Below are 18,705 nucleotides of genomic sequence, written 5' to 3'. Positions count from 1 at the left end.
GTCCCCTGACCGGCGGAGATCACCCGGCGGACGCCCGGGCGGCGGCCTGCAACGCGGACCGGAGATCGGCGGCCTCGACCACGCGCATGTTCGCCGGGCCCGCTCCGGCCGAGTCGGGTCCGCACCCGGGCGGCACGATGGCGAACCGGAATCCGAGTCGGGCCGCCTCCGCCAGCCGACGGGGCACCGCCCCGACCCGGCGTACCTCACCGGTCAGGCCGACCTCGCCGATCGCCACCAGGTGCGGGTCGACGGCCAGGTTGAGCCCTCCGGACGCGACGGCGAGGGCGACAGCCAGGTCGGCGGCCGGTTCCACCACCCGGATCCCGCCCACCGTGGCGGCGAAGACCTCCCGGTCGTGCAGGGTCAACCGCTCGGTACGCCGTTGCAGCACCGCCAGCACCATCGCCAGCCGGGCCCCGTCGAGCCCGGAGACGGTCCGGCGGGGTGAACCGGCCACCGTCGCCCCGATCAGCGCCTGGACCTCGGTGACGAGGGCCCGGCGGCCCTCCATCGCCACCGTCACGCAGGTCCCCGGCACCGGCTCGGAGTAGCGGGTCAGGAACAGCCCGGACGGGTCGGCCAGACTGCTGATCCCCCCCTCGTGCATCTCGAAGCAGCCCACCTCGTCGGCGGCGCCGAACCGGTTCTTCACCCCGCGCACCATCCGCAGCGAGGAGTGCTTGTCCCCCTCGAAGTGCAGCACCACGTCGACCAGGTGTTCCAGCACCCGGGGACCGGCCACCTGACCGTCCTTGGTCACGTGGCCGACGAGGACCGTGGCGATCCCGCGTTCCTTGGCCACAGCGACCAGCGCGGCGGTGACCGCCCGCACCTGGGTCACCCCACCCGGCACCCCCTCGGTGCCGGTGGTGGAGATGGTCTGTACGGAGTCGAGTACCAGCAGTCCCGGCTCGACCGCGTCCAGGTGGCCGAGGACGGCGCTCAGGTCGCTCTCGGCGGCCAGGTAGAGCTGCTCGTGCAGGGCACCCATCCGCTCGGCCCGCAGGCGTACCTGGCTGACCGACTCCTCGCCGCTGACCACCAGGGACGGGCTGCCCGCCCCGGCCGCCCACTGCTGGGCCACGTCGAGCAGGAGGGTCGACTTGCCGACGCCCGGCTCGCCCGCCAACAGGACCACCGCGCCGGGGACCAGGCCGCCACCGAGCACCCGGTCCAGCTCGCTGACTCCGGTGGGCCGGGCGCGGGCCGGGGCGGCGCTGATCTCGGCGATCGGCCGGGCCGGCTCGGCGGGCATCCGGGAGCTGACCACCCGGCCCGCCACGGTGGGGCCGGTGACCGTGGACTCGATCACCGAGCCCCACTCACCACACTCCGGGCAGCGTCCCACCCATTTAGGCGGCTGGTGGCCGCAGGCGTCGCACTCGTACGCGGGGCGGGGTTCACGTCCGGCCCGACCCCGGCCGGTGGCGCCACCGGCGCGTCCCCGGCCGGCGCCGGCTTGCAGGTTCGATCGGGAGGTCGTCACACCAGGACGCTAACCGCCCCCTGCGACGAAAACACCGCCGGCGTGGTGGTCGCCACGGCGGCGGTGTCGTCGATCGACGGGGAGGAGCGGGATCAGTGCCCGTCGCCCTCGATGCCGAACTCGCGCTCGATGATCGGGGTGGGCGGTGCGGCCGGGCTGAGCGGCACGGCGACCGGTGCCGGCGTCGACAGGGTCTGCCCGTTGCCCAGGTCGAAGACCAGGTTCACCTGCTGGCCGACGAGGAGCGCCTCGTTCAGGCCGATCAGCTGGAGCTGACCGGTGTCGCCGCCGGTGAGCTGCACGTAGCCCTGGGCCGGCACCTCGATCCGGGCCGGCTCGCCGGCCGGCGCCGACTCCTCCGGCGAGGGGGAGGCGTCGGGCGACGGGGAGGCGTCGGGCGAGGGGGAGGCGTCCGGTCCGGGGGAGTCGGACTCGGAGGGCTGGGGGCCGCCGGGGCCGGCCGGCGAGGAGGGGCTGCCCGGCGACTCGGACGGAGCGGGGCTGCCCTCGGTGCCGCCGGCACCGCTCAACAGCACCTCGCTGGCGCTGTCGGTGGTGACGGTCACGGTGATCGCCTGCTGGGTGTCGTTGTAGAAGAACACGCTCAGCGGGGCGTCGTCACCCGCCTGGTAGCCCTCGACACCGGGGTAGTCGACCTGGAGGCCCCGCACCTTGAACCCGTTGTCCGGGGTCTGGATGTTGACGCTCTGGACCGACGGCACCTTCTGGGCGGTCTCCGACACCTGGCCGGTTCCGCAGCCGGCCACCATGCCGGTCACCGCGGCCATTCCGGCCAGCACCACGGCCGCCCGTCGGGGTGCCCTGATCGAGCGCGTCACGTCGGTCCTCCTCGTCACGATCCCCACCCGGGCGTACGCCGGGCGCGGTGGCCATACCCGCGCAGACCGCGTTCAGGGTAGTGGGGCCGCGACGACCGCCGCACGGCGACCCGGGAATGCCGCCTTCCCGGGGCTGCCGGTACCGGCGGTCGGGGCCGCCCCGTCAGACCAGCCGCCCGCTGGCCACGAGCAGTGCGACATCGATCAACGCCACCAGTAGGACCGCCCGGAAGGCGGCTGTTCCCCGTCCCGACGGGCGGGCCGAGATCCGGGCGGCGTACCAGCTCAGCGGCGGGACCACGGCGGCGGTGAGCACCGCCGCGAGGCCGAGGGTGGACGGCGGGCCGGGTGGCCCGAGCACCAGCCAGACGGTGGCGGCCAGGAGCAGCCCGGCGGCGGCGACCCGACTGCCTGTCGCTCCGACCCGGTGGGGCAGTCCGCGTACCCCGGTCCGGGCGTCGTCGTCGAGGTCGGGCAGCACGTTGGCGAAGTGTGCCCCGGCCCCCAGGCAGGCGGCCGCCCCGACCAGCCAGAGGGGTGGGGCGGGTGCCCCGGGCAGGGCCAGCACCACGAAGGCGGGAAGGGTGCCGAAGGAGAACGCGTACGGCAGTACGGAGAACGGCGTCGACTTCAACGGCCAGTCGTAGAGCAGCGCCGAGACCAGCCCGGCGGTGGCCCAGAGCGCCGCGACGGGGTTGGTGGTCAGCGCCAGCAGCGGGGTGGCCAGGGCGGCGGCCACCCCGGCCAGCGCGACGGTCCGCCGACCGACGAGGCCCCGGGCCACCGGTTTGTCGGTACGCCCCACGGTGGCGTCGCGCCGGGCGTCGAGGGCGTCGTTCGCCCACCCGGTGGCGAGCTGGCTCGCCGCCACGGTGCCCGCCACCGCCGCCACCGAGGCCGGTGGGTGCCCCACCCCCCAGGCGAGGAGTCCGGCGACCGCGGTGACCGCTATGGTCGGTTCCGGATGACTCGCTGTAACCAGCCCTAACACCCATCGCGACATAAGGGAAGTCTGGTCGTTACCGTCCAGTCGTGCCACGCTCTGTCCATGCGAGACGTGGGATCGATCCCGTCGTCCGGTCGACTGCTGCCTCCCAACGACCCGAGGCAGTACGACGACCTCGCCGGTGAGTGGTGGCGACCCGACGGCGCGTTCGCGATGTTGCACTGGCTGGCGCGGGCCCGGGCGGCACTGGTGCCTCCGGCGACCCGTTCCGGTGCCCTCCTGGTCGACCTGGGCTGTGGTGCCGGGCTCCTCGCCCCGCACCTGACGGGCAAGGGTTACCGGCACGTCGGGGTGGATCTCACCCGCTCGGCACTGGAACAGGCCGCAGCCCACGGGGTGAGTGTGGTCCACGCCGACGCGACGGCGGTTCCGCTCGCCGACGGGTGCGCCGACGTGGTCGCCGCCGGGGAGCTGCTCGAACACGTACCCGACTGGCGGCGGGTGGTCGCCGAGGCGTGTCGGCTGCTGCGCCCGGGGGGCCTGCTGGTCCTGGACACCCTGAACGACACCGCCCTGAGCCGCCTGGTCGCGGTGCACGTCGGGGAGCGGCTGCCCACCGTCCCTCGGGGAATCCACGACCCCCGCCTGTTCGTGGACCATCGCGAGCTGCTCGCCGAGTGCCGCCGACACGGCGTGGACCTGCGCGTACGCGGGGTCCGGCCGGAGGTCGCCGGGCTGGTCGGCTGGCTGACCCGGCGGATGCTCCCCGGGGTCGGCCCGGCCGGTCGCCCGCCCCGGATCGTGCCCACCTGGTCCACGGCGGTGTTGTACCAGGGGCGGGGGGTCCGGCGGGGGTAGCGGAGAGCGCCGCCGGACGCGGGTGACGGCGTCGCGGCGGGGTAGTGGATGTCGGGAAGGGAGGCGAGGATGACGGTGCACGCGCTGGAGGCGGCCCGACGGTTGGCGCCACGGTTCGCCGCCCGGGCGGCCGGGCACGACCGCGACGGTTCTTTTCCGGTCGACGACTTCGAGGATCTGCGCGAGGCCGGTCTGTTCGGGCTGATGGTCCCTACCGAGCTGGGTGGTCTGGGGGCCACCTTCGCCGAGTACGCGGCGGTCGCCGGTGAGCTGGCACGGGGCAACGGGGCCACGGCCCTGGTGTTCAACATGCACGCCTCGGTCACCGGTGCCCTCGGTGCGGTGACCGAGGAACTGGCCGAGTCGTTGGGCGTACCCGACGAGGCGTTGGCCGCCCGGGACGTCCTGCTCCGGGCCGCCGCCGAGGGCTCCTGGTACGCGGTGGCGATGAGTGAACGGGGGGCGGGGGCCCGGCTCTCCCGGCTGAGCACCGTCTACGAGCCGGTCGAGGGGGGCTGGCACCTCAAGGGCAGCAAGACCTTCTGCTCGGGTGCCGGGCACGCCGACGGCTACCTGGTGGCCGCGCGCAGTGCCACCGACCCGTCGGTGGTGTCCCAGTTCCTGGTCCCGGCCGGGAGCGGGCTGGAGGTGGAGTCGACGTGGGACTCGCTCGGCATGCGGGCCACCTCCTCGCACGACCTGCACCTTGACGTGACGGTGCCGACGGACCGGTTGCTCGGTGGGGTGGAGGGGCTGGCCCTGGTGGTCGCCCAGCTGATGCCGCACTGGTTGGTGGCCAGTTACGCGGCCGTCTACACGGGTGTGGCCAGGGCGGCGATCGACGCGGCGACCGAGCACCTCGTCGCCCGGGACCTGACCGGCCTGCCAGCGGTACGGGCGAGGGTGGGGCGGGCCGACGCCGCTGTGGCGGCCGCGCAGCTCGCCGTGGCCGAGGCGGCCCGTCGGGTCGACGAAGCCCCTGGTGACCAGGAGACCAACCGCTGGGTGTGGCGGGCGAAGCTGCTCGCCGGAACGACGGCGGCAGAGGTGGCGGCCTCCATGGTGGAGGCGGCCGGCACGTCGGCGACCCGGCGTGGGCACCCGTCGGAGCGGCTGTACCGCGACGCCCGGTGCGGTTCGCTGCACCCGGCGACCTCCGACGTCTGCGCCGACTGGCTCGGCATCGCGACGCTGGGCGGGGACCCGGACCGCGACGGATCGACCCCGCGGTGGTGACCGGCCCGGCGGTGGGAAGCGGTGGGGACCTCCGCTGCGGGGACGTGGACGAGAGGTGGGTGCTGTGGCCGTACCGGTGATCGCGGGACTGGGGACGGCGCACCCGCCCTCGGCCGAGCAGGACGAGCTGTGGGCCGGGTTCTTCTCCGGGTTCTTCTCCGGGGCGCCCCGGGCGTTGGCCCAGCGGATCTTCGCCAACTCCGGCGTACGGCGGCGGCAGGCGGTGGTGAGCCCGCTGCTGGAGGACGTGTCGCAGTGGCCGACCGAGCGTCGGATGCGGCGGTACCAGGTGGAGGCGTTGCCGTTGGGTCGGGAGGCGGTGGCCCGGGCGCTTGCCGACGCCGGCCTGGCCGCCGATCGGGTGGGGCTGTTCGTGGTCTGCTCCTGCACCGGGTACGCCACTCCCGGGCTGGACATCATGCTGGCCCGGGATCTCGGCATGGCCGTCGACACCCAGCGGATGTTCGTCGGGCACATGGGGTGTTACGCGGCGCTGCCCGGGCTGGGGGCGGCGAGCGACTTCGTGACCGCCCGGGGCCGGCCCGCGGTGCTGCTCTGCGCGGAGTTGACCAGCCTGCACCTGCAACCGGCGGGCAGCCGGATGGACACCCAGCAGATCGTCTCCCATGCGCTCTTCTCGGACGCCGCCGTCGCCGCCGTGCTCGTTCCCGGCGGCCCCGGGTACGCGCTGCGCGAGGTCGCCTCGGTCACCGACACCAGCACCGCCGACCACATGACCTGGGACGTCACCGACACCGGCTTCCGGATGGGCCTGTCGTCGAAGGTGCCCCAGGTGTTGTCGGTGCACGTCCGGGGACTGGTGGAGGATCTGCTCACCCGACACGGGACGAAGGTGTCCGAGGTGGACGGCTGGGCGGTGCATCCGGGGGGTCCCCGCATCCTCAACGTGGTGGAGCAGGAGTTGGGTCTGCCGCCGGACGGGCTGACCGCCTCCCGGGCGACCCTGGCTGAGCACGGCAACTGCTCGTCGCCCACCGTCCTGCTGATCCTGGACCGGCTGCGCGGTGCCCCACGGCCGCCGGACCGGATCGTCATGCTGGCCTTCGGTCCCGGGCTCACCCTCTACGCCGCCCTGCTCGACCGACGGGCCTGAGCCGCCCCGCCCCACCGCCGCCGTGGTCGGCCGCTCCACCGCCAGAGCGGCCGACTGCTCCGCCGCCATTGCGGTCGTCCGCCCCATCGCCGCCGTCGAGGGGGCGGTGGGGCGCGTTCGCGCAGGTGCGGGGGGTTCGAACGCTCGTTACCCTCGACGGGTGAGTGGCGAGGCGGCTGGCCGGTTCCGTGGTGCCCTGCTGTTCGGGGTGGTCCTGGTGACCCTCCTCGGTGGTGGTCTCTGGTGGCGGGCGAGCGCCCCGGAGGCGACCGGTGCCCCACCGGTCGCGGTCCCGCCCGAACTGGTCCGCTGGCCTGCTGACGGTTCCGGCTCGGTCACCGTCGATCCCCGTTCGGGGCGGGCGGGGGCGAGTGCGGGTCGACCGTCGACGTACGGCGGCTTCGCGGCGGGCGGGTATCCCTGGATCAGGCCGGTCCTGCAGGACCAGGCGACCATCACCTCCGGGCAGACGGTCAGGTGGGAGTTCTCCCCCGGCGTGCGCAGCCGGTACGTCCTGGAGTACCGGTGCATCGGGTCCCGGGCACTGCTCGTGTGGGTCTGGGCGGGACGGGGTCGGGTCGCCGAGGCGGACCGGTCGGCGTGTGACGGGTCGGTGGTCCGGATCGAGATCCCGGGGGACAGCGGGCAGGTCCGGATCAGGATGGGGACCTACCGCCGGGGGTCGGCCGAGGTCCGGATCCAACTGGTCGCCCTACCGGCGGGTCAGCGGGCGAGTGAGGCCAGTTCGGCGCGGTAGTCGTCGACCGCCCGGACCTCCGGGTGCACCCGCTGCACGGTGCCGGACCGGTGCACCAGCAGCACCGTGGTGCTGTCGGGGCGGGCCGGTAGGTGGAGGAAGGCCCGCAGCCCGCCGGCGGGGTCGGCCAGGGCCCGGATCGTCTGTGGGCGTATCGGGTGGGCGTCGTCGAGGGTGGGCGTGGGGGCGGGAACCGGGGCGGTGCCGCCGGTCACCGTGACGACGGTGACCCCCTCGGGCACGGCTCTGGCCGCGTCGGCGACCTGTGCGGCGCAGACGCACCCGTCGACCAGGACGATCACGGCGGGCAGGAGGCCGCGGATCGACACCGGGTCCTGGTCGGAGTCGACCAGGTCCAGCGCCGGCAGGGAGTGACCGGCCAGTCCGGTGGCCGTCGGGTACGGCACCACGGTGGGGCGGTCACCGCCGCGTGGCGGCCGGGGCCAGGCCCCGGAGAGCAGGGCGGTGGTGGCGGTGACGGCGATGACCAGCAGGATCATCAGTGGTAGTCCCACCACTCGGCTGCCGGTCCCGCCGAGTCGTCGTTGCCACCGTCGGCGGCTGGCCTCGGCGCGTAGCTCCCGGCGGACGAGGGTGACTTCGTCGGCGAGGGCGGAGAGGTCGTCGGGGACGACGATCCGGCCCCACTCGGGGGGAAGGTCGGGGAGGCCGTCGGTGGGACCCTGGTCCTCTGCGTCCGGTATGCCCATCGGACCCCCTGAAACCGTCTCGGCCGGGTGGCGTGTCCTCCAGGGTCCCCCACCTCGGTGGTCTGGCGCTACACCTGGGCGCGGCGGGAATCCGCCGGATATCATGGGGTCGACTGCCCTGCCGGGCTCGCGAGTGCCCTGACCAGGGCGCCACCCGGCGATTACGGAGAGTGTTCAATCCACCCGTTTGGCTCCATGTCAAGCGGAAGAAATACCTCTCACATGGCCCCTGAGCTGCGCCAACGGTCAGGACAGCGGTGAGACATCGGTGCCTGAGCGTGTTACCCTAGACACAGCGAAAGGGGTTTCGAACCTATGGTTTTCAGTGTCGGCGAGACCGTTGTTTACCCCCACCACGGGGCCGCACTCATCGAGGCAATCGAGACTCGGGTCATCAAGGGCGAGCCTAAGCAGTACCTCGTCCTGAGGGTCGCACAGGGTGACCTGACCGTCCGGGTGCCCGCTGAGAACGCCGAGATCGTGGGCGTGCGTGAGGTGGTCGGCGAAGAGGGCCTGGGCAAGGTCTTCGACGTTCTCCGGGCTCCGCACACCGAGGAGCCGACCAACTGGTCGCGGCGTTACAAGGCAAATCTGGAGAAGTTGGCCTCCGGGAACCCGCTGAAGGTCGCCGAGGTGGTTCGTGACCTGTGGCGCCGGGAGCGGGAGCGGGGCCTGTCGGCCGGCGAGAAGCGGATGCTCGCCAAGGCCCGCGACATCCTCGTCGGTGAGGTCGCGTTGGCGGAGAAGAGCACCAAGGACGAGGCGGAGACGCTGCTCGACAAGGTCCTGACCGAGGCCTAGTCTCCGCAGCATCCTCATACCCACCCCGCAGCAAGCGAATCCGAGGACCGCGACGTGACCGCGCAGCTCAACCCGCGCGGTGACGTCGCGGTCCTCGTGCCTGCGGCAGGTGCGGGAGTACGCCTCGGACCGGGCGGCCCCAAGGCGCTGCGGACCCTGGCCGGTGAGCCGCTGCTGGTCCACGCGGTGCGCCGGCTCGCCGCCGCCGATTCGGTGCACACTGTCGTGGTGGCCGCTCCCGCCGCCGAGGTCGACCTCGTCAGGCGGCTGCTCGCTCCGGTGGCTCCGGTGACCGTGGTGCCCGGCGGTGCCGAACGACAGGCGTCGGTCGCCGCCGCCCTGGCCGTGGTGCCGGCCGGGCCGGAGATCGTCCTGGTGCACGACGCCGCCCGGGCGCTGACCCCACCCGACCTGATCGAGTCGGTGGCCGCCGCCGTCCGGGCCGGTCACGACGCGGTGATCCCGGTCCTGCCGGTGGTCGACACCATCAGGAGGGTCGACGCCGGGGAGCAGGCCCTCGGAACGGTCGACAGGTCGACGTTGCGGTCGGTGCAGACCCCGCAGGGTTTCCGCCGGTCGGTGTTGGCCGCCGCCCACGCCGCAGCCGCCGACTCCCTCACCGACGACGCGGGTCTGGTCGAACGGCAGGGCGTGCCGGTGCGATGCGTACCCGGCTCGGATTACGCCATCAAGATCACCCGACCGTTCGACCTGACGCTCGCCGAGCACCTGCTCGCCGCCGGGGCCTGAGTCGCCGCGTACCCTCGTCTCATGATCGTTCCCCGGGTGGCCATCGGCACCGACGTCCATGCCTTCGAGGCGGGACGACCCTGTTGGGTGGCGGGCCTGCACTGGCCGGACCAGGACGGCCTGGCCGGTCACTCGGACGCCGACGTCGGCGCCCACGCGGTCTGCAACGCGCTGCTCTCCGCCGCCGGTCTCGGTGACCTCGGGTCCAACTTCGGGGTGGCCGAGCCGGAGTGGGCCGGTGCCCCCGGCGCGGCCCTGCTCGTCGAGACCGCCCGCCGGGTCCGGGCCGCCGGGTTCGAGATCGGCAACGTCTCGGTCCAGATCGTCGGGGTACGCCCGAAGATCGGACCGCGTCGGGCGGAGGCGGAGCGGGCGCTCTCCGAGGCCGTCGGTGCCCCGGTGACCGTCTCCGCCGCCACCACCGACGGGCTCGGTTTCACCGGCCGGGCCGAAGGGCTCGCCGGGATCGCCGTCGCCCTGGTCTATCCGGCCGCCCCGGCCTAGGCTCACCGCGATGTCGAACGACGCCTCACCCGACCGGTCCTCGGCCGACGGCTACCTCCAGCGGGCACAGCTGCTCGCCGAACTCGGCCGGTACGACGAGGCCGCCGCCGAACTCGGGTACGCCGTCTCCCTCGACCCGGCCGACCCGCTGGCGCTGACCATGCTGGCCCAGGTCCACCTGGCTGCCGACCGGCCGGGTGAGGCGCGTACCGCTGCCGAGTCGGCGATCGCCGCCGCACCGCAGTTCCTCCCGCCGCTGGTGGTGCGGGCACTGGCCCTGGTCGACCTGCGGGAGTACGCCGAGGCGGCCCGGACCGCCGACGAGATCCTGAGGATGGGGCCGGACGACGCGTACGCCCAGCGGAGCGCGGCGGCGATCCTGGCCGGCGCCCGCAACGGGCAGCCCGCGTTGAACGCGGCCTGGCGTGGGGTGGAACTGGCCCCCGAGGACCCCCAGGCCCACCTGGTCCTCGGCCTGGTCGCGGCCCGGATGGAGCTGTTCGACCTGGCGGAACGGGCCTACCGGGAGGCGCTTCGGCTCGACCCCCAGTTGGCCGAGGCCCGGCACGACATCGGGGTGCTCCGGTTGGAGCAGCGACGGTACGCCGAGGCGCTGGAGGACCTGGCCGAGGCGGCGGCGATGAGCCCGGGGCGGGTGGACTCCCGGCGGACCATCTCCACCGGGGTGCGCCGCCTGGTGCTGTACGGAGCCGGGTGGTCCCTGGTCGCCACGGTCCTGGTGGCCTGCGTGGCGGCCGGGAACGGCGCGCTGTCCCGGCTCTTCGCCGTGGCGGCGGCGCTCGGCGGTGGCCTGCTGGTCTGGCGCTTCGCGGCCGGGCTGCCCGGGCTCACCGACACCATCCTGCCCGGGCTGCTGCGCTCCGACCGGCTGCTCGCCGCGGCAGTGTTCGCGGTGGCCGCCGGCCCCGTGCTGATCCTGCTCTACGCCGTCTTCGGCACGCCCTGGCCGCTGGTGCTGGCGATCGCCGTCACCGCCGTCGCCCAGGTCGCGATCTACCACCGACCGGTGGCCTGACCCCGACCCGCGTCGGGCCGGGGCGGCACCTGCCCCTGTCGACGGTTACCCCCGGGGGCCGGCCCAGGTGAAGGCGTAGGCGTCGTCCTCGCAGGTGCGGGCGGCGGCGCAGAGGTCCAGGGGTCGGAAGGTGTCGACCATGACGGCCAGCTCGTCGAAGTAGTCGACGCCGATGGACCGTTCGGCGGCCCCGGGCTGCGGGCCGTGGGTGAAACCGGACGGGTGCAGGGAGATCGAACCCTGTCCGATGCCGGAGCCGCGCCGGGCCTCGTAGTTTCCGCCGGTGTAGAAGAGCATCTCGTCGGAATCGACGTTGTGGTGGTTGTACGGCACCGGGATGGCGTCCGGGTGGTAGTCGACCTTGCGGGGCACGAAGGAGCAGATCACGAAGTTGGGGCCGGCGAAGGTCTGGTGCACCGGTGGGGGCTGGTGGATCCGGCCGGTGATCGGCTCGAAGTCGTGGATGGAGAAGGCCCACGGGTAGAGGTGACCGTCCCAACCGACCACGTCGAACGGGTGGTGGGCGTAGACGTACCGGGTCCAGCCGTTGCGGTGGCGGACCAGCACCTCGACGTCGGTGTCGTCGACCTGCCACGGCGCGTCCGGTCCCCGGACGTCCCGCTCGCAGTACGGGGAGTGCTCCAGGAACTGCCCGCGTACGGAGAGGTAGCGCTTGGGCGGGCCGATGTGCCCTGTCGCCTCGATGGTGAGCAGCCGGGCCGGTTCTCCTCCGGTGGGGACGAGCCGGTGGATGGTGGAGGTGGGGATGACGACGTAGTCCCCGGCGACGGCTTCCAGGACCCCGAACGGCGACTCCACCCGCAACCCCCCGGCCTCCACGTAGAGGCACTCGTCGCCGGTGGCGTTGCGGTACAGGGGGCCGGGCCGGTCGGCGAGCACGTACCCGATCCGGACGTCGTCGTTGGCGAGCAGGTACGCCCGGCCGAGCACCGGGTCGGCGCCGGTCCCGTCGAGCTGGTGGGTCCGCAGGTGCCGGGGCTTGAGCGGGAGGTTGGGCACCCGTTCCACGGCGGGCGGGCGGAACTCCTCGGCGGCGACGACGGCGGTCGGGGCGTACCGGTGGTAGAGCAGGGACGAGTCGGCGGAGAAACCCTCCTGGCCCATCAGCTCCTCGGCGTAGAGGCTGCCGTCGGGCTGGCGGAACTGGGTGTGCCGCTTGCGGGGCACCTCACCGACGCGGCGGTAGTACGGCATGTCCCCTCCCGGGTGCCACCTCGACGCGTCCGATAATCGGACGCTGTTGTCCGTTCCTCGTAGCGTCCCGTAGATTCTTGTCTCGTGTCAACGCAGGTGCCCCGCCTCCTGGCCGGACTGGTGGACGACGCGGCCGTCTTCCCGCCGGGCAGCGCGACACTGCCCGACGCGGTCGCCGGTCACCGTCGACACCGCACCCGGTGGTACGCCGACCTGGTCGGCCCGCTGCTGTTGCCGGCCACCGCCCTGACCGACCTGGCCGGGCTGCTCGCCCCCGACGAGCGGATCGAGGTCGGGGTGATCGCCGACGTCCCGCTCGACCGGCTCGACGCCGCACTCGCCGGGGTCGACCCCCGCGTCACGGTCCGGCAGGTGGAGGCGGCTGTGGGTCGGCGCAGCGAGGACCCGCAACCCGGCCTGGCCGAGCTGCTCGCCTTCGCCGCCCGCCACGACGGGCTCGCCGTCCACGCCGAGATCCCGCTGACCTTCGGCCTGATGGGTGCCCTGGACACCCTCGCCGAGACGCGCAGCGTCCAACCCCCGCCCGTCCAGTCTGCGTCTGGTTCGTCGGTGGCACAGTCGAGCGGACCCCGGACCGGTGCCGCCCACCGAGGGCTGCCGGTGGCGGCGAAGTTCCGCACCGGCGGGCTCGCCGCCGAACTCTTCCCCACCCCGACGGAGCTGGCGGCGGTGATCTGCGCCTGCCGGGACCGGGGACTTGCGTTCAAGCTGACCGCCGGGCTGCACCACGCCGTCCGCCACCGCGACCCGGAGACCGGTTTCACCCATCACGGCTTCGGCAACGTGCTGGCCGCCGTCCTCGCCGCCGACGGCGGGGCCGACGTGTCGAGGGTGGCGGCGCTGCTCGCCACCACCGACCCGGTCCCCCTCGTCGAACCGGCCCGCGCCGCCCGCGACCGGGTTCGTCCGCTCTGGGTCGGGTACGGCTCGTGCAGCATCCTGGAACCACTGACCGATCTGATCCGGCTGGGGCTGGTGAACGGGGGGTACGACGTATGACCTGGGTGACGGGCGCGAACGGGTCGCCGTACGGGGTGACCAACCTGCCGTACGGGGTGTTCCGGCGGTCCGGGGACCAGCCCCGCATCGGCGTACGGATCGGGGACCTGGTCCTCGACCTGGCCGGGGCGGAGGCCGCCGGTCTGGTGCTGGCCGGTGGGGCGCTGTCCCGCCCGACGCTCAACGAGTTCATGGCGCTCGGTCGACCGCAGTGGACGGCGGTCCGGCAGCGGGTGACCGAGCTGTTGACCGACTCCGCACATCAGGACGCGGTGCGCCCCCTGCTGATCGGCCTGGCGGAGGTGGAGTTGCTGCTCCCCTTCGACGTGGCCGACTACGTCGACTTCTACTCCTCGGAACACCACGCCGCCAACATCGGGCAGATCTTCCGCCCCGGCCAGCCTCCGCTGCTGCCCAACTGGAAGCACCTGCCGATCGGCTACCACGGGCGGGCCGGCACCGTCGTGGTCTCCGGCACCCCTGTGGTGCGGCCCCGTGGGCAGCGGGCCACGCCCGAGGGGCCGGTCACCGGCCCGTCGGCGAGGCTCGACATAGAGGCGGAGATCGGCTTCGTCGTCGGGGTTCCCAGTCCGCTCGGGAGCCCGGTGGACGTGGCCGACTTCGCCGACCACGTCTTCGGGGTGGTGCTGGTCAACGACTGGTCCGCCCGGGACATCCAGGCCTGGGAGTACCAGCCCCTCGGCCCCTTCCTGGGCAAGTCCTTCGCCACCTCGGTGTCGGCCTGGGTGACTCCGCTGGAGGCGCTCGGCGCGGCGTTCGTACCCGCACCGGAGCAGGACCCGGTGGTCGCCGAATACCTGCGCGACGTCCCCCACCTGGGGCTGGACCTGCGGATCGCCGTCGACTGGAACGGCGAGCGGGTCACCGAACCCCCCTTCGCCACCATGTACTGGACCCCGGCCCAGCAGCTTGCCCACCTGACGGTCAACGGTGCCTCCCTGCGCACCGGCGACCTCTACGCCTCCGGCACCGTCTCCGGGCCCGACCGGGGGCAGGTCGGTTCGTTCCTGGAGTTGACCTGGGGTGGGACCGAGCCGGTCACGATCGCGGGGGAGAGCCGCACCTTCCTCGCCGACGGGGACACCGTGACGCTCACCGCCACCGCGCCCGGGGTGGACGGCACCGTCGTCGCCCTCGGCGAGGTGACCGGGACCATCAGTTCGGCCCGCTGACCGAAATTGGTCGGTGTCGGTCTCGCTCCGACACCTCCGCCGAGTTCTCCTCCGGCTTCTCCGTCGCACCCTCTGTCCGATCGGGACGGGTCGCTGCCGCGTTGATCGAGCCGGGTCCCGACGTCGGGGCGTACGCCGGGACCCGGTCGGCGCCGTGACTCGACGGCGCCGACGTCGTGACACGTCCGAGCCGACAGGAGAAGAAGGATCATGATCGACCTTACCGGCGCCCAGTGGCGCACCAGCAGCCGCTCCAACGACCAGGGGCTCTGCGTCGAGGTGGCGGACAACCTCGTCGGCACCGTCGGCGTGGTGGCGGTCCGGGACTCCAAGGACCCGTCCGGCCCGGCGCTGGCGGTGAGCCCGCAGGGCTGGAGCGCGTTCGTCGGGGCGCTGCGCACCGGGCAGCTGCCGGCCTGACCGTACCGGGCGGATCCGGCGACCCGACCGGGTTCCGCCTGGATGGCCACCAGCGGCGGACACCTCCGCCGCTGGGGCCACGTCGGTGGCGCACGGCCCGTACGGTGACCGTGGCCTCGACCGTCCCCGTCCCGGCGCGGGCGGCCTGACCGGGGCGGCGGCGACCCTCCTCGGTAGGGTGCCCGGCGGAGGTGGGGTATGGGTTTCCCGAAGGGACGAAGGCTCGTCGCAGCGGTCGTCGCGGCGCTGACCTGCGTCGGGCTGGTCGGTGTCGTCGTGTACCGGGTACTCGCACCCGCCGAGGTGGTCACCCCGGCCACCGCCGCCCTGCCCCCGGTGGCCGATCCGGAGCCGAAGGTCGTGGCCCGACTGCCGGTGGCCCCGTTGATCGTCGACGGCCGGTTCCGCGTCTACGCGGCCACCCGTCAGGTGTACGCGGACAGCCCCGTCGACGGTCGGTCCCGCAACACCCCGTACTGGTCGTACCGGCGGTGGCCGGCCCAGGTCAGCGGGGTGGTGGCGAACGGCACCACTGTCCTGAGTCGCTGGTCGGACGGGAAGCTGGTGGCGCTGGACGCGCTGACCGGTGAGGTGGCCTGGCAGGCCGACGGGCCGGAGCCGACCGAGGGCTGGACCTCCCGGCGGACCGGGGCCGATGCGGTCTGGGATCCGCCCGGACTCCTCACGGCCCGCGACGCGGCGGGCAGCACGGTCGTCGTCGTCTCCGGTGCCGAGCGGTTGAACGCCTTCGCCCTCGCCGACGGCCGGGAACTCTGGACCGTCGCGGTGGACTCGTCCTGCCGTTCCGACGTGGGCACCACGTCGGCCGGGCAGTTCGTCGCCGTCGACAGGTGCGCCGAGCCGGTGGTCGAGTTCCGCGACCTCGCCACCGGGGAGCCCGCCGACCGGTGGCGGCCCCCGGGTGCCACGGCCGAACTCGGTGCCACCCTCGTCGGGTGTGCCGCCGTCCGGACGAACTGCCGGGGCCTGCGTACGACGGGTGCGGACGGGGACGCGACCCGGGGATGGTTGGTCGGCGGGAAGGCACCACGGCCGGCCCCGGCACTTGACCCGGTCGGCGCCGAGCTGGACGGGGAACGGGTGGTGACGGTGACCGACAACGGGGCGGTCGCCCGATCGGTGCGGACCGGGGAGGAGCTGTGGCGTCGGGGGGACCTGCCCACGGGGACCCGGATCCTCGCCGTCCAGCCCGGCCGGGTCCACCTGCTTACGCCGATGCGGGGGCTGATCACGCTGGATCCGAGCACCGGCGCGGAACACTCCCGGTTCGCGCTCGCGGCGGGTCGGGACGGGGTCGGTTGGGCGCCGGGCCGGGCATACGCCCAGGACGGCTACCTGGCGGTCGAGCGGTTGAAGGAGCCGGTCGCGCCGGACGCCGACGACTCGCGGTACTTCCTCACCCCCGAAGCGGTGGTCCTCGCGGCGACGTGAACGTCCATCGAATTGGACATAGCGTCAGATAACTCCTAAAATTCCCCCGTGCGAGTCCTGTCAGCCGTACTCGGTGCCGTTCTGGTGCTGGCCGTCCCGGGAGTGCCGGAGCGTCAGGGGTCGGCCCAGGCCGTCGTCCTCGCCCGCACGGTCGGGGTGGACATCACCGTTCCCGCCGCCGTCAACCTGGGGACCGGGTTCGTCGGGGGAGTCCTGACCGGGCAGCTCGGCACTGTCTCGGTCCGCGACCAGCGGGGACCGGTCAACCCGAACACCTGGATCGCCACCGTCTCGGCGACCGCCTTCGTCACCGGCGTCGGGGGAGCGGGTCGGACCATCGCCGCCGGTCAGGTGTCGTACTGGTCGGGGCCGGCGGTCCGGAGCGCCGGCGGCGGGATCCTGCTGCCGGGGCAGTTGACCTCGCTTCAGGCGGTCTCCCTGGGTGCCACCCGGGAGGCGTTCCGCAAGACGGCGGGAAGCGGCAACAACACTGTGGAGTGGGTGCCGACCGTCCGGATCTCCATCCCGGCCGGAGTGGTGGCCGGCACCTATCGGGGGACCATCACGCACTCCGTAGCCTGATCGGGCGACATGCTCCCTTGTTGGCTCTTTGGGGCTTTTGTCGGTTTAGCCTGGTCGTCATGAGGAAGCCACTTCTTGCCCTGGCCGCCGGGGCTGCGGTGCTCGCGATGGCGACACCGGCCGCCGCCGCGCCATCGGGGGACACCATCGTCACCTTCACCGTGTCCACCGCCAACCTGGACATCTCCGTACCGCCGTCGGTGAACCTCGGTGCCGTCTTCGCCGGGTCGACAGCCAGCGGTCAACTCGGCAACGTCACGGTCACCGACAGCCGGGCCGCCCTCTCGGCGACCTGGACGGCGACGGTCAGCAGCTCCGCCTTCACCACCGGCGGCGGCACCGGACCGGAGACCATCCTGCCCAACCTGGTCGAGTACTGGTCCGGACCGGCGACCAACACCACCGGGACCGGCACCTTCGTCCCCGGCCAGACCACCTCCGCCGACGCGGTGACCCTGAGCCTCCCCCGGGTCGCGTTCTCCAAGACCTCGGGCTCGGGCAACAACACCGCCACCTGGAACCCGAGCATCCGGATCACCGTTCCGGCCGGCGCGGTCGGCGGCAGCTACACGGGGGTGATAACCCATTCGGTGGCCTGAGCGCACCCTGATCGGCACCCTCGCCCTGGCCGTGGCCCTCGTGGTCACCGCCGGGGCGCCGGTGCGCCCGGCCGACGGAGCTGCCCCCACGTCGGCCCGACAGCCCGTCGCCGCAGTGGCCCACCCGGTCGCGGCGGCGCAGCCCGACTGGCCGGAGGACGAGCAACCCGGCGTCCGGCCTGTCGACCGGGATCGGCCGAGGACCCCGACCGCCGGGCCGAGCCGGACACCGACCGGCCCCGCCGCCGAGGTCGGCATCCGGCTGCTCGACGCCCCGGTGAACCGTCGGGACGACAGCCGCGCCCACAAGTACGTCGTCGACCACGTCAAGCCCGGCACGACGATCACACGGCGGGTGGTGGTGAAGAACCCGTCGACGATCCGCCGGGACGTCGCCGTCTACGCCGCCGCCGCCGACGTGGACGAGGGCGGGTTCCGGTTCGCACCGGAGCGGTCCGAGAACGAGCTGAGCAGCTGGATCGACGTCGACCGGACCGAGGCGGACCTCGCCCCGGACGAGGAGGAGACCGTCCAGGTCACCATCACGGTGCCCCGACAGGCCTCTGCCGGTGAGCGGTACGCCGTCGTCTGGGCCGAGGTCTCCGGGGTCGACGAGGAGAACGTCCGCAACATCGGGCGGACCGGGATCCGGGTCTACCTGTCGGTCGGGCCGGGCGGCGAACCGCCGTCCAGCTTCGAGATCGGGGGTCTGACCGGCTCCCGTCCCCCCGACGGCAACCCGGTGGTGACCGCAGACGTCCGCAACACCGGCCGCCGTGCCCTGGACCTCGCCGGTCAGCTCTGGCTCACCGACGGGCCGGGGGGCCTCGCCGTCGGGCCGGTACGCGCCGAGGCGAAGACCCTCGCCCCCGGCGCGAGCACCACTGTCCACGTCGTGCTGGACAGCCGACTACCCGACGGACGGTGGACTGCCAAGCTCGACCTCGCCAGTGGCTGGACGAAGGGAACCGTCACCGCCACGGTGACCTTCGGGGCCACGCCGGCGCTGGTCGCTGACGACGAGCCGGCACCCTGGGTGCTCACCGGCGGGCTGATCGCCTCAGCCCTGGTGCTCACCCTCCTGGGCGGGTACGCGTACCGCCGGCGGACCCGGAGCGTCACAGTCGCCCCGGCGTAGCCGACGCCTCCCCGTCCCGAGGAGGACGACGCCTCCCCGCCCGGCG

At 73.5% G+C, this 18,705-nt stretch carries 20 protein-coding genes; 15 read left to right on the top strand and 5 right to left on the bottom strand.

The window, feature by feature from the left end; all coding sequences use genetic code 11:
• Positions 1–19 precede the first annotated feature (19 nt).
• The 3 genes from radA to WHN02_RS03030 all read right to left on the bottom strand — a co-directional run bounded on the left by radA (position 20) and on the right by WHN02_RS03030 (position 3,331).
• Positions 20–1,489: a DNA repair protein RadA gene (gene radA / locus WHN02_RS03040; RefSeq protein ID WP_434741958.1), complete on the bottom strand. Its 1,470-nt coding sequence runs from the start codon at positions 1,487–1,489 to the stop codon at positions 20–22.
• A 92-nt stretch (positions 1,490–1,581) separates the two neighbouring features.
• Positions 1,582–2,328 carry a hypothetical protein gene (locus tag WHN02_RS03035; RefSeq protein ID WP_434741957.1) on the bottom strand — a complete coding sequence of 249 codons (747 nt, stop codon included), beginning with the start codon at positions 2,326–2,328 and terminating at the stop codon, positions 1,582–1,584.
• A 163-nt stretch (positions 2,329–2,491) separates the two neighbouring features.
• Positions 2,492–3,331 (bottom strand): UbiA family prenyltransferase, encoded by an 840-nt coding sequence (locus WHN02_RS03030; protein WP_434741956.1) that lies wholly within the window; start codon positions 3,329–3,331, stop codon positions 2,492–2,494.
• Between the two features lie 45 nt (positions 3,332–3,376).
• On the opposite strand from WHN02_RS03030, the gene WHN02_RS03025 reads away from it, so the two are divergent.
• From WHN02_RS03025 to WHN02_RS03010, 4 genes are all read left to right on the top strand, one after another.
• Positions 3,377–4,132 carry a methyltransferase domain-containing protein gene (locus WHN02_RS03025; protein ID WP_434741955.1) on the top strand — a complete coding sequence of 252 codons (756 nt, stop codon included), beginning with the start codon at positions 3,377–3,379 and terminating at the stop codon, positions 4,130–4,132.
• Positions 4,133–4,201: 69 nt separating this feature from the next.
• Positions 4,202–5,368: an acyl-CoA dehydrogenase family protein gene (locus WHN02_RS03020; protein WP_434741954.1), complete on the top strand. Its 1,167-nt coding sequence runs from the start codon at positions 4,202–4,204 to the stop codon at positions 5,366–5,368.
• Positions 5,369–5,423: 55 nt separating this feature from the next.
• Positions 5,424–6,482 carry a type III polyketide synthase gene (locus tag WHN02_RS03015; RefSeq protein WP_434741953.1) on the top strand — a complete coding sequence of 353 codons (1,059 nt, stop codon included), beginning with the start codon at positions 5,424–5,426 and terminating at the stop codon, positions 6,480–6,482.
• Between the two features lie 160 nt (positions 6,483–6,642).
• The gene (locus WHN02_RS03010; RefSeq protein ID WP_434741952.1) at positions 6,643–7,239 is read left to right on the top strand and encodes a hypothetical protein; all 597 of its coding nucleotides are present in this window, start codon (positions 6,643–6,645) and stop codon (positions 7,237–7,239) included.
• Here the strand turns inward: WHN02_RS03010 and WHN02_RS03005 are convergent.
• Positions 7,206–7,949, bottom strand: a complete 744-nt coding sequence (locus WHN02_RS03005) for a hypothetical protein (protein WP_434741951.1) — start codon at positions 7,947–7,949, stop codon at positions 7,206–7,208. The two genes, WHN02_RS03010 and WHN02_RS03005, sit on opposite strands and share 34 nt — an antisense overlap.
• Positions 7,950–8,264: 315 nt before the next feature.
• Between WHN02_RS03005 and WHN02_RS03000 the strand changes: the two genes are divergently transcribed.
• The 4 genes from WHN02_RS03000 to WHN02_RS02985 are packed head-to-tail and all read left to right on the top strand — an operon-like array spanning position 8,265 to position 11,040.
• On the top strand, positions 8,265–8,750 hold the full coding sequence (locus tag WHN02_RS03000) for a CarD family transcriptional regulator (protein WP_007073334.1): 486 nt from the start codon (positions 8,265–8,267) through the stop codon (positions 8,748–8,750).
• Between the two features lie 54 nt (positions 8,751–8,804).
• Positions 8,805–9,500, top strand: coding sequence for a 2-C-methyl-D-erythritol 4-phosphate cytidylyltransferase (ispD, locus tag WHN02_RS02995; RefSeq protein ID WP_434741950.1), 696 nt, complete (start codon positions 8,805–8,807; stop codon positions 9,498–9,500).
• A gap of 21 nt (positions 9,501–9,521) precedes the next feature.
• Complete coding sequence (ispF, locus tag WHN02_RS02990; RefSeq protein WP_434741949.1) at positions 9,522–10,004, top strand: 2-C-methyl-D-erythritol 2,4-cyclodiphosphate synthase; 483 nt, start codon at positions 9,522–9,524, stop codon at positions 10,002–10,004.
• A gap of 10 nt (positions 10,005–10,014) precedes the next feature.
• Positions 10,015–11,040, top strand: coding sequence for a tetratricopeptide repeat protein (locus tag WHN02_RS02985; protein WP_434741948.1), 1,026 nt, complete (start codon positions 10,015–10,017; stop codon positions 11,038–11,040).
• A gap of 45 nt (positions 11,041–11,085) precedes the next feature.
• Here WHN02_RS02985 and WHN02_RS02980 read toward each other — a convergent pair whose 3' ends face one another.
• Positions 11,086–12,255: a homogentisate 1,2-dioxygenase gene (locus tag WHN02_RS02980; RefSeq protein ID WP_434741947.1), complete on the bottom strand. Its 1,170-nt coding sequence runs from the start codon at positions 12,253–12,255 to the stop codon at positions 11,086–11,088.
• Positions 12,256–12,339: 84 nt separating this feature from the next.
• On the opposite strand from WHN02_RS02980, the gene WHN02_RS02975 reads away from it, so the two are divergent.
• The 7 genes from WHN02_RS02975 to WHN02_RS02945 all read left to right on the top strand — a co-directional run bounded on the left by WHN02_RS02975 (position 12,340) and on the right by WHN02_RS02945 (position 18,659).
• Positions 12,340–13,275, top strand: a complete 936-nt coding sequence (locus WHN02_RS02975) for a hypothetical protein (RefSeq protein WP_434741946.1) — start codon at positions 12,340–12,342, stop codon at positions 13,273–13,275.
• Positions 13,272–14,468, top strand: a complete 1,197-nt coding sequence (fahA, locus tag WHN02_RS02970) for a fumarylacetoacetase (RefSeq protein ID WP_434741945.1) — start codon at positions 13,272–13,274, stop codon at positions 14,466–14,468. Before WHN02_RS02975 ends, fahA begins: the two co-directional genes overlap by 4 nt.
• 210 nt (positions 14,469–14,678) lie before the next feature.
• Positions 14,679–14,888: a DUF397 domain-containing protein gene (locus tag WHN02_RS02965; RefSeq protein WP_350898762.1), complete on the top strand. Its 210-nt coding sequence runs from the start codon at positions 14,679–14,681 to the stop codon at positions 14,886–14,888.
• Between the two features lie 198 nt (positions 14,889–15,086).
• Positions 15,087–16,340, top strand: a complete 1,254-nt coding sequence (locus WHN02_RS02960) for a PQQ-binding-like beta-propeller repeat protein (RefSeq protein WP_434741944.1) — start codon at positions 15,087–15,089, stop codon at positions 16,338–16,340.
• Between the two features lie 48 nt (positions 16,341–16,388).
• Positions 16,389–16,922, top strand: coding sequence for a hypothetical protein (locus tag WHN02_RS02955; RefSeq protein ID WP_434741943.1), 534 nt, complete (start codon positions 16,389–16,391; stop codon positions 16,920–16,922).
• A gap of 59 nt (positions 16,923–16,981) precedes the next feature.
• Positions 16,982–17,521, top strand: coding sequence for a hypothetical protein (locus WHN02_RS02950; RefSeq protein WP_434741942.1), 540 nt, complete (start codon positions 16,982–16,984; stop codon positions 17,519–17,521).
• Between the two features lie 31 nt (positions 17,522–17,552).
• Positions 17,553–18,659 carry a hypothetical protein gene (locus tag WHN02_RS02945; RefSeq protein ID WP_434741941.1) on the top strand — a complete coding sequence of 369 codons (1,107 nt, stop codon included), beginning with the start codon at positions 17,553–17,555 and terminating at the stop codon, positions 18,657–18,659.
• Positions 18,660–18,705: the final 46 nt, after the last annotated feature.

This window comes from Micromonospora sp. SH-82 (assembly GCF_051132485.1).
GTDB lineage: Bacteria > Actinomycetota > Actinomycetes > Mycobacteriales > Micromonosporaceae > Micromonospora.
Note: the sequence above shows the minus strand (reverse complement) of the source record. Positions and strands in the feature narration are given on the sequence as shown.

Coding starts and splice junctions, on each gene's coding strand:
- WHN02_RS02985 (WP_434741948.1), top strand. CDS start 10,015: ATGTCGAACGACGCCTCACCCGACCGGTCCTCGGCCGACGGCTACCTC.
- WHN02_RS03000 (WP_007073334.1), top strand. CDS start 8,265: ATGGTTTTCAGTGTCGGCGAGACCGTTGTTTACCCCCACCACGGGGCC.
- WHN02_RS02980 (WP_434741947.1), bottom strand. CDS start 12,255: ATGCCGTACTACCGCCGCGTCGGTGAGGTGCCCCGCAAGCGGCACACC.
- WHN02_RS02950 (WP_434741942.1), top strand. CDS start 16,982: ATGAGGAAGCCACTTCTTGCCCTGGCCGCCGGGGCTGCGGTGCTCGCG.
- WHN02_RS03005 (WP_434741951.1), bottom strand. CDS start 7,949: ATGGGCATACCGGACGCAGAGGACCAGGGTCCCACCGACGGCCTCCCC.
- WHN02_RS02965 (WP_350898762.1), top strand. CDS start 14,679: ATGATCGACCTTACCGGCGCCCAGTGGCGCACCAGCAGCCGCTCCAAC.
- WHN02_RS03025 (WP_434741955.1), top strand. CDS start 3,377: ATGCGAGACGTGGGATCGATCCCGTCGTCCGGTCGACTGCTGCCTCCC.
- ispF (WP_434741949.1), top strand. CDS start 9,522: ATGATCGTTCCCCGGGTGGCCATCGGCACCGACGTCCATGCCTTCGAG.
- WHN02_RS02960 (WP_434741944.1), top strand. CDS start 15,087: ATGGGTTTCCCGAAGGGACGAAGGCTCGTCGCAGCGGTCGTCGCGGCG.
- WHN02_RS03020 (WP_434741954.1), top strand. CDS start 4,202: ATGACGGTGCACGCGCTGGAGGCGGCCCGACGGTTGGCGCCACGGTTC.
- fahA (WP_434741945.1), top strand. CDS start 13,272: ATGACCTGGGTGACGGGCGCGAACGGGTCGCCGTACGGGGTGACCAAC.
- WHN02_RS03030 (WP_434741956.1), bottom strand. CDS start 3,331: ATGTCGCGATGGGTGTTAGGGCTGGTTACAGCGAGTCATCCGGAACCG.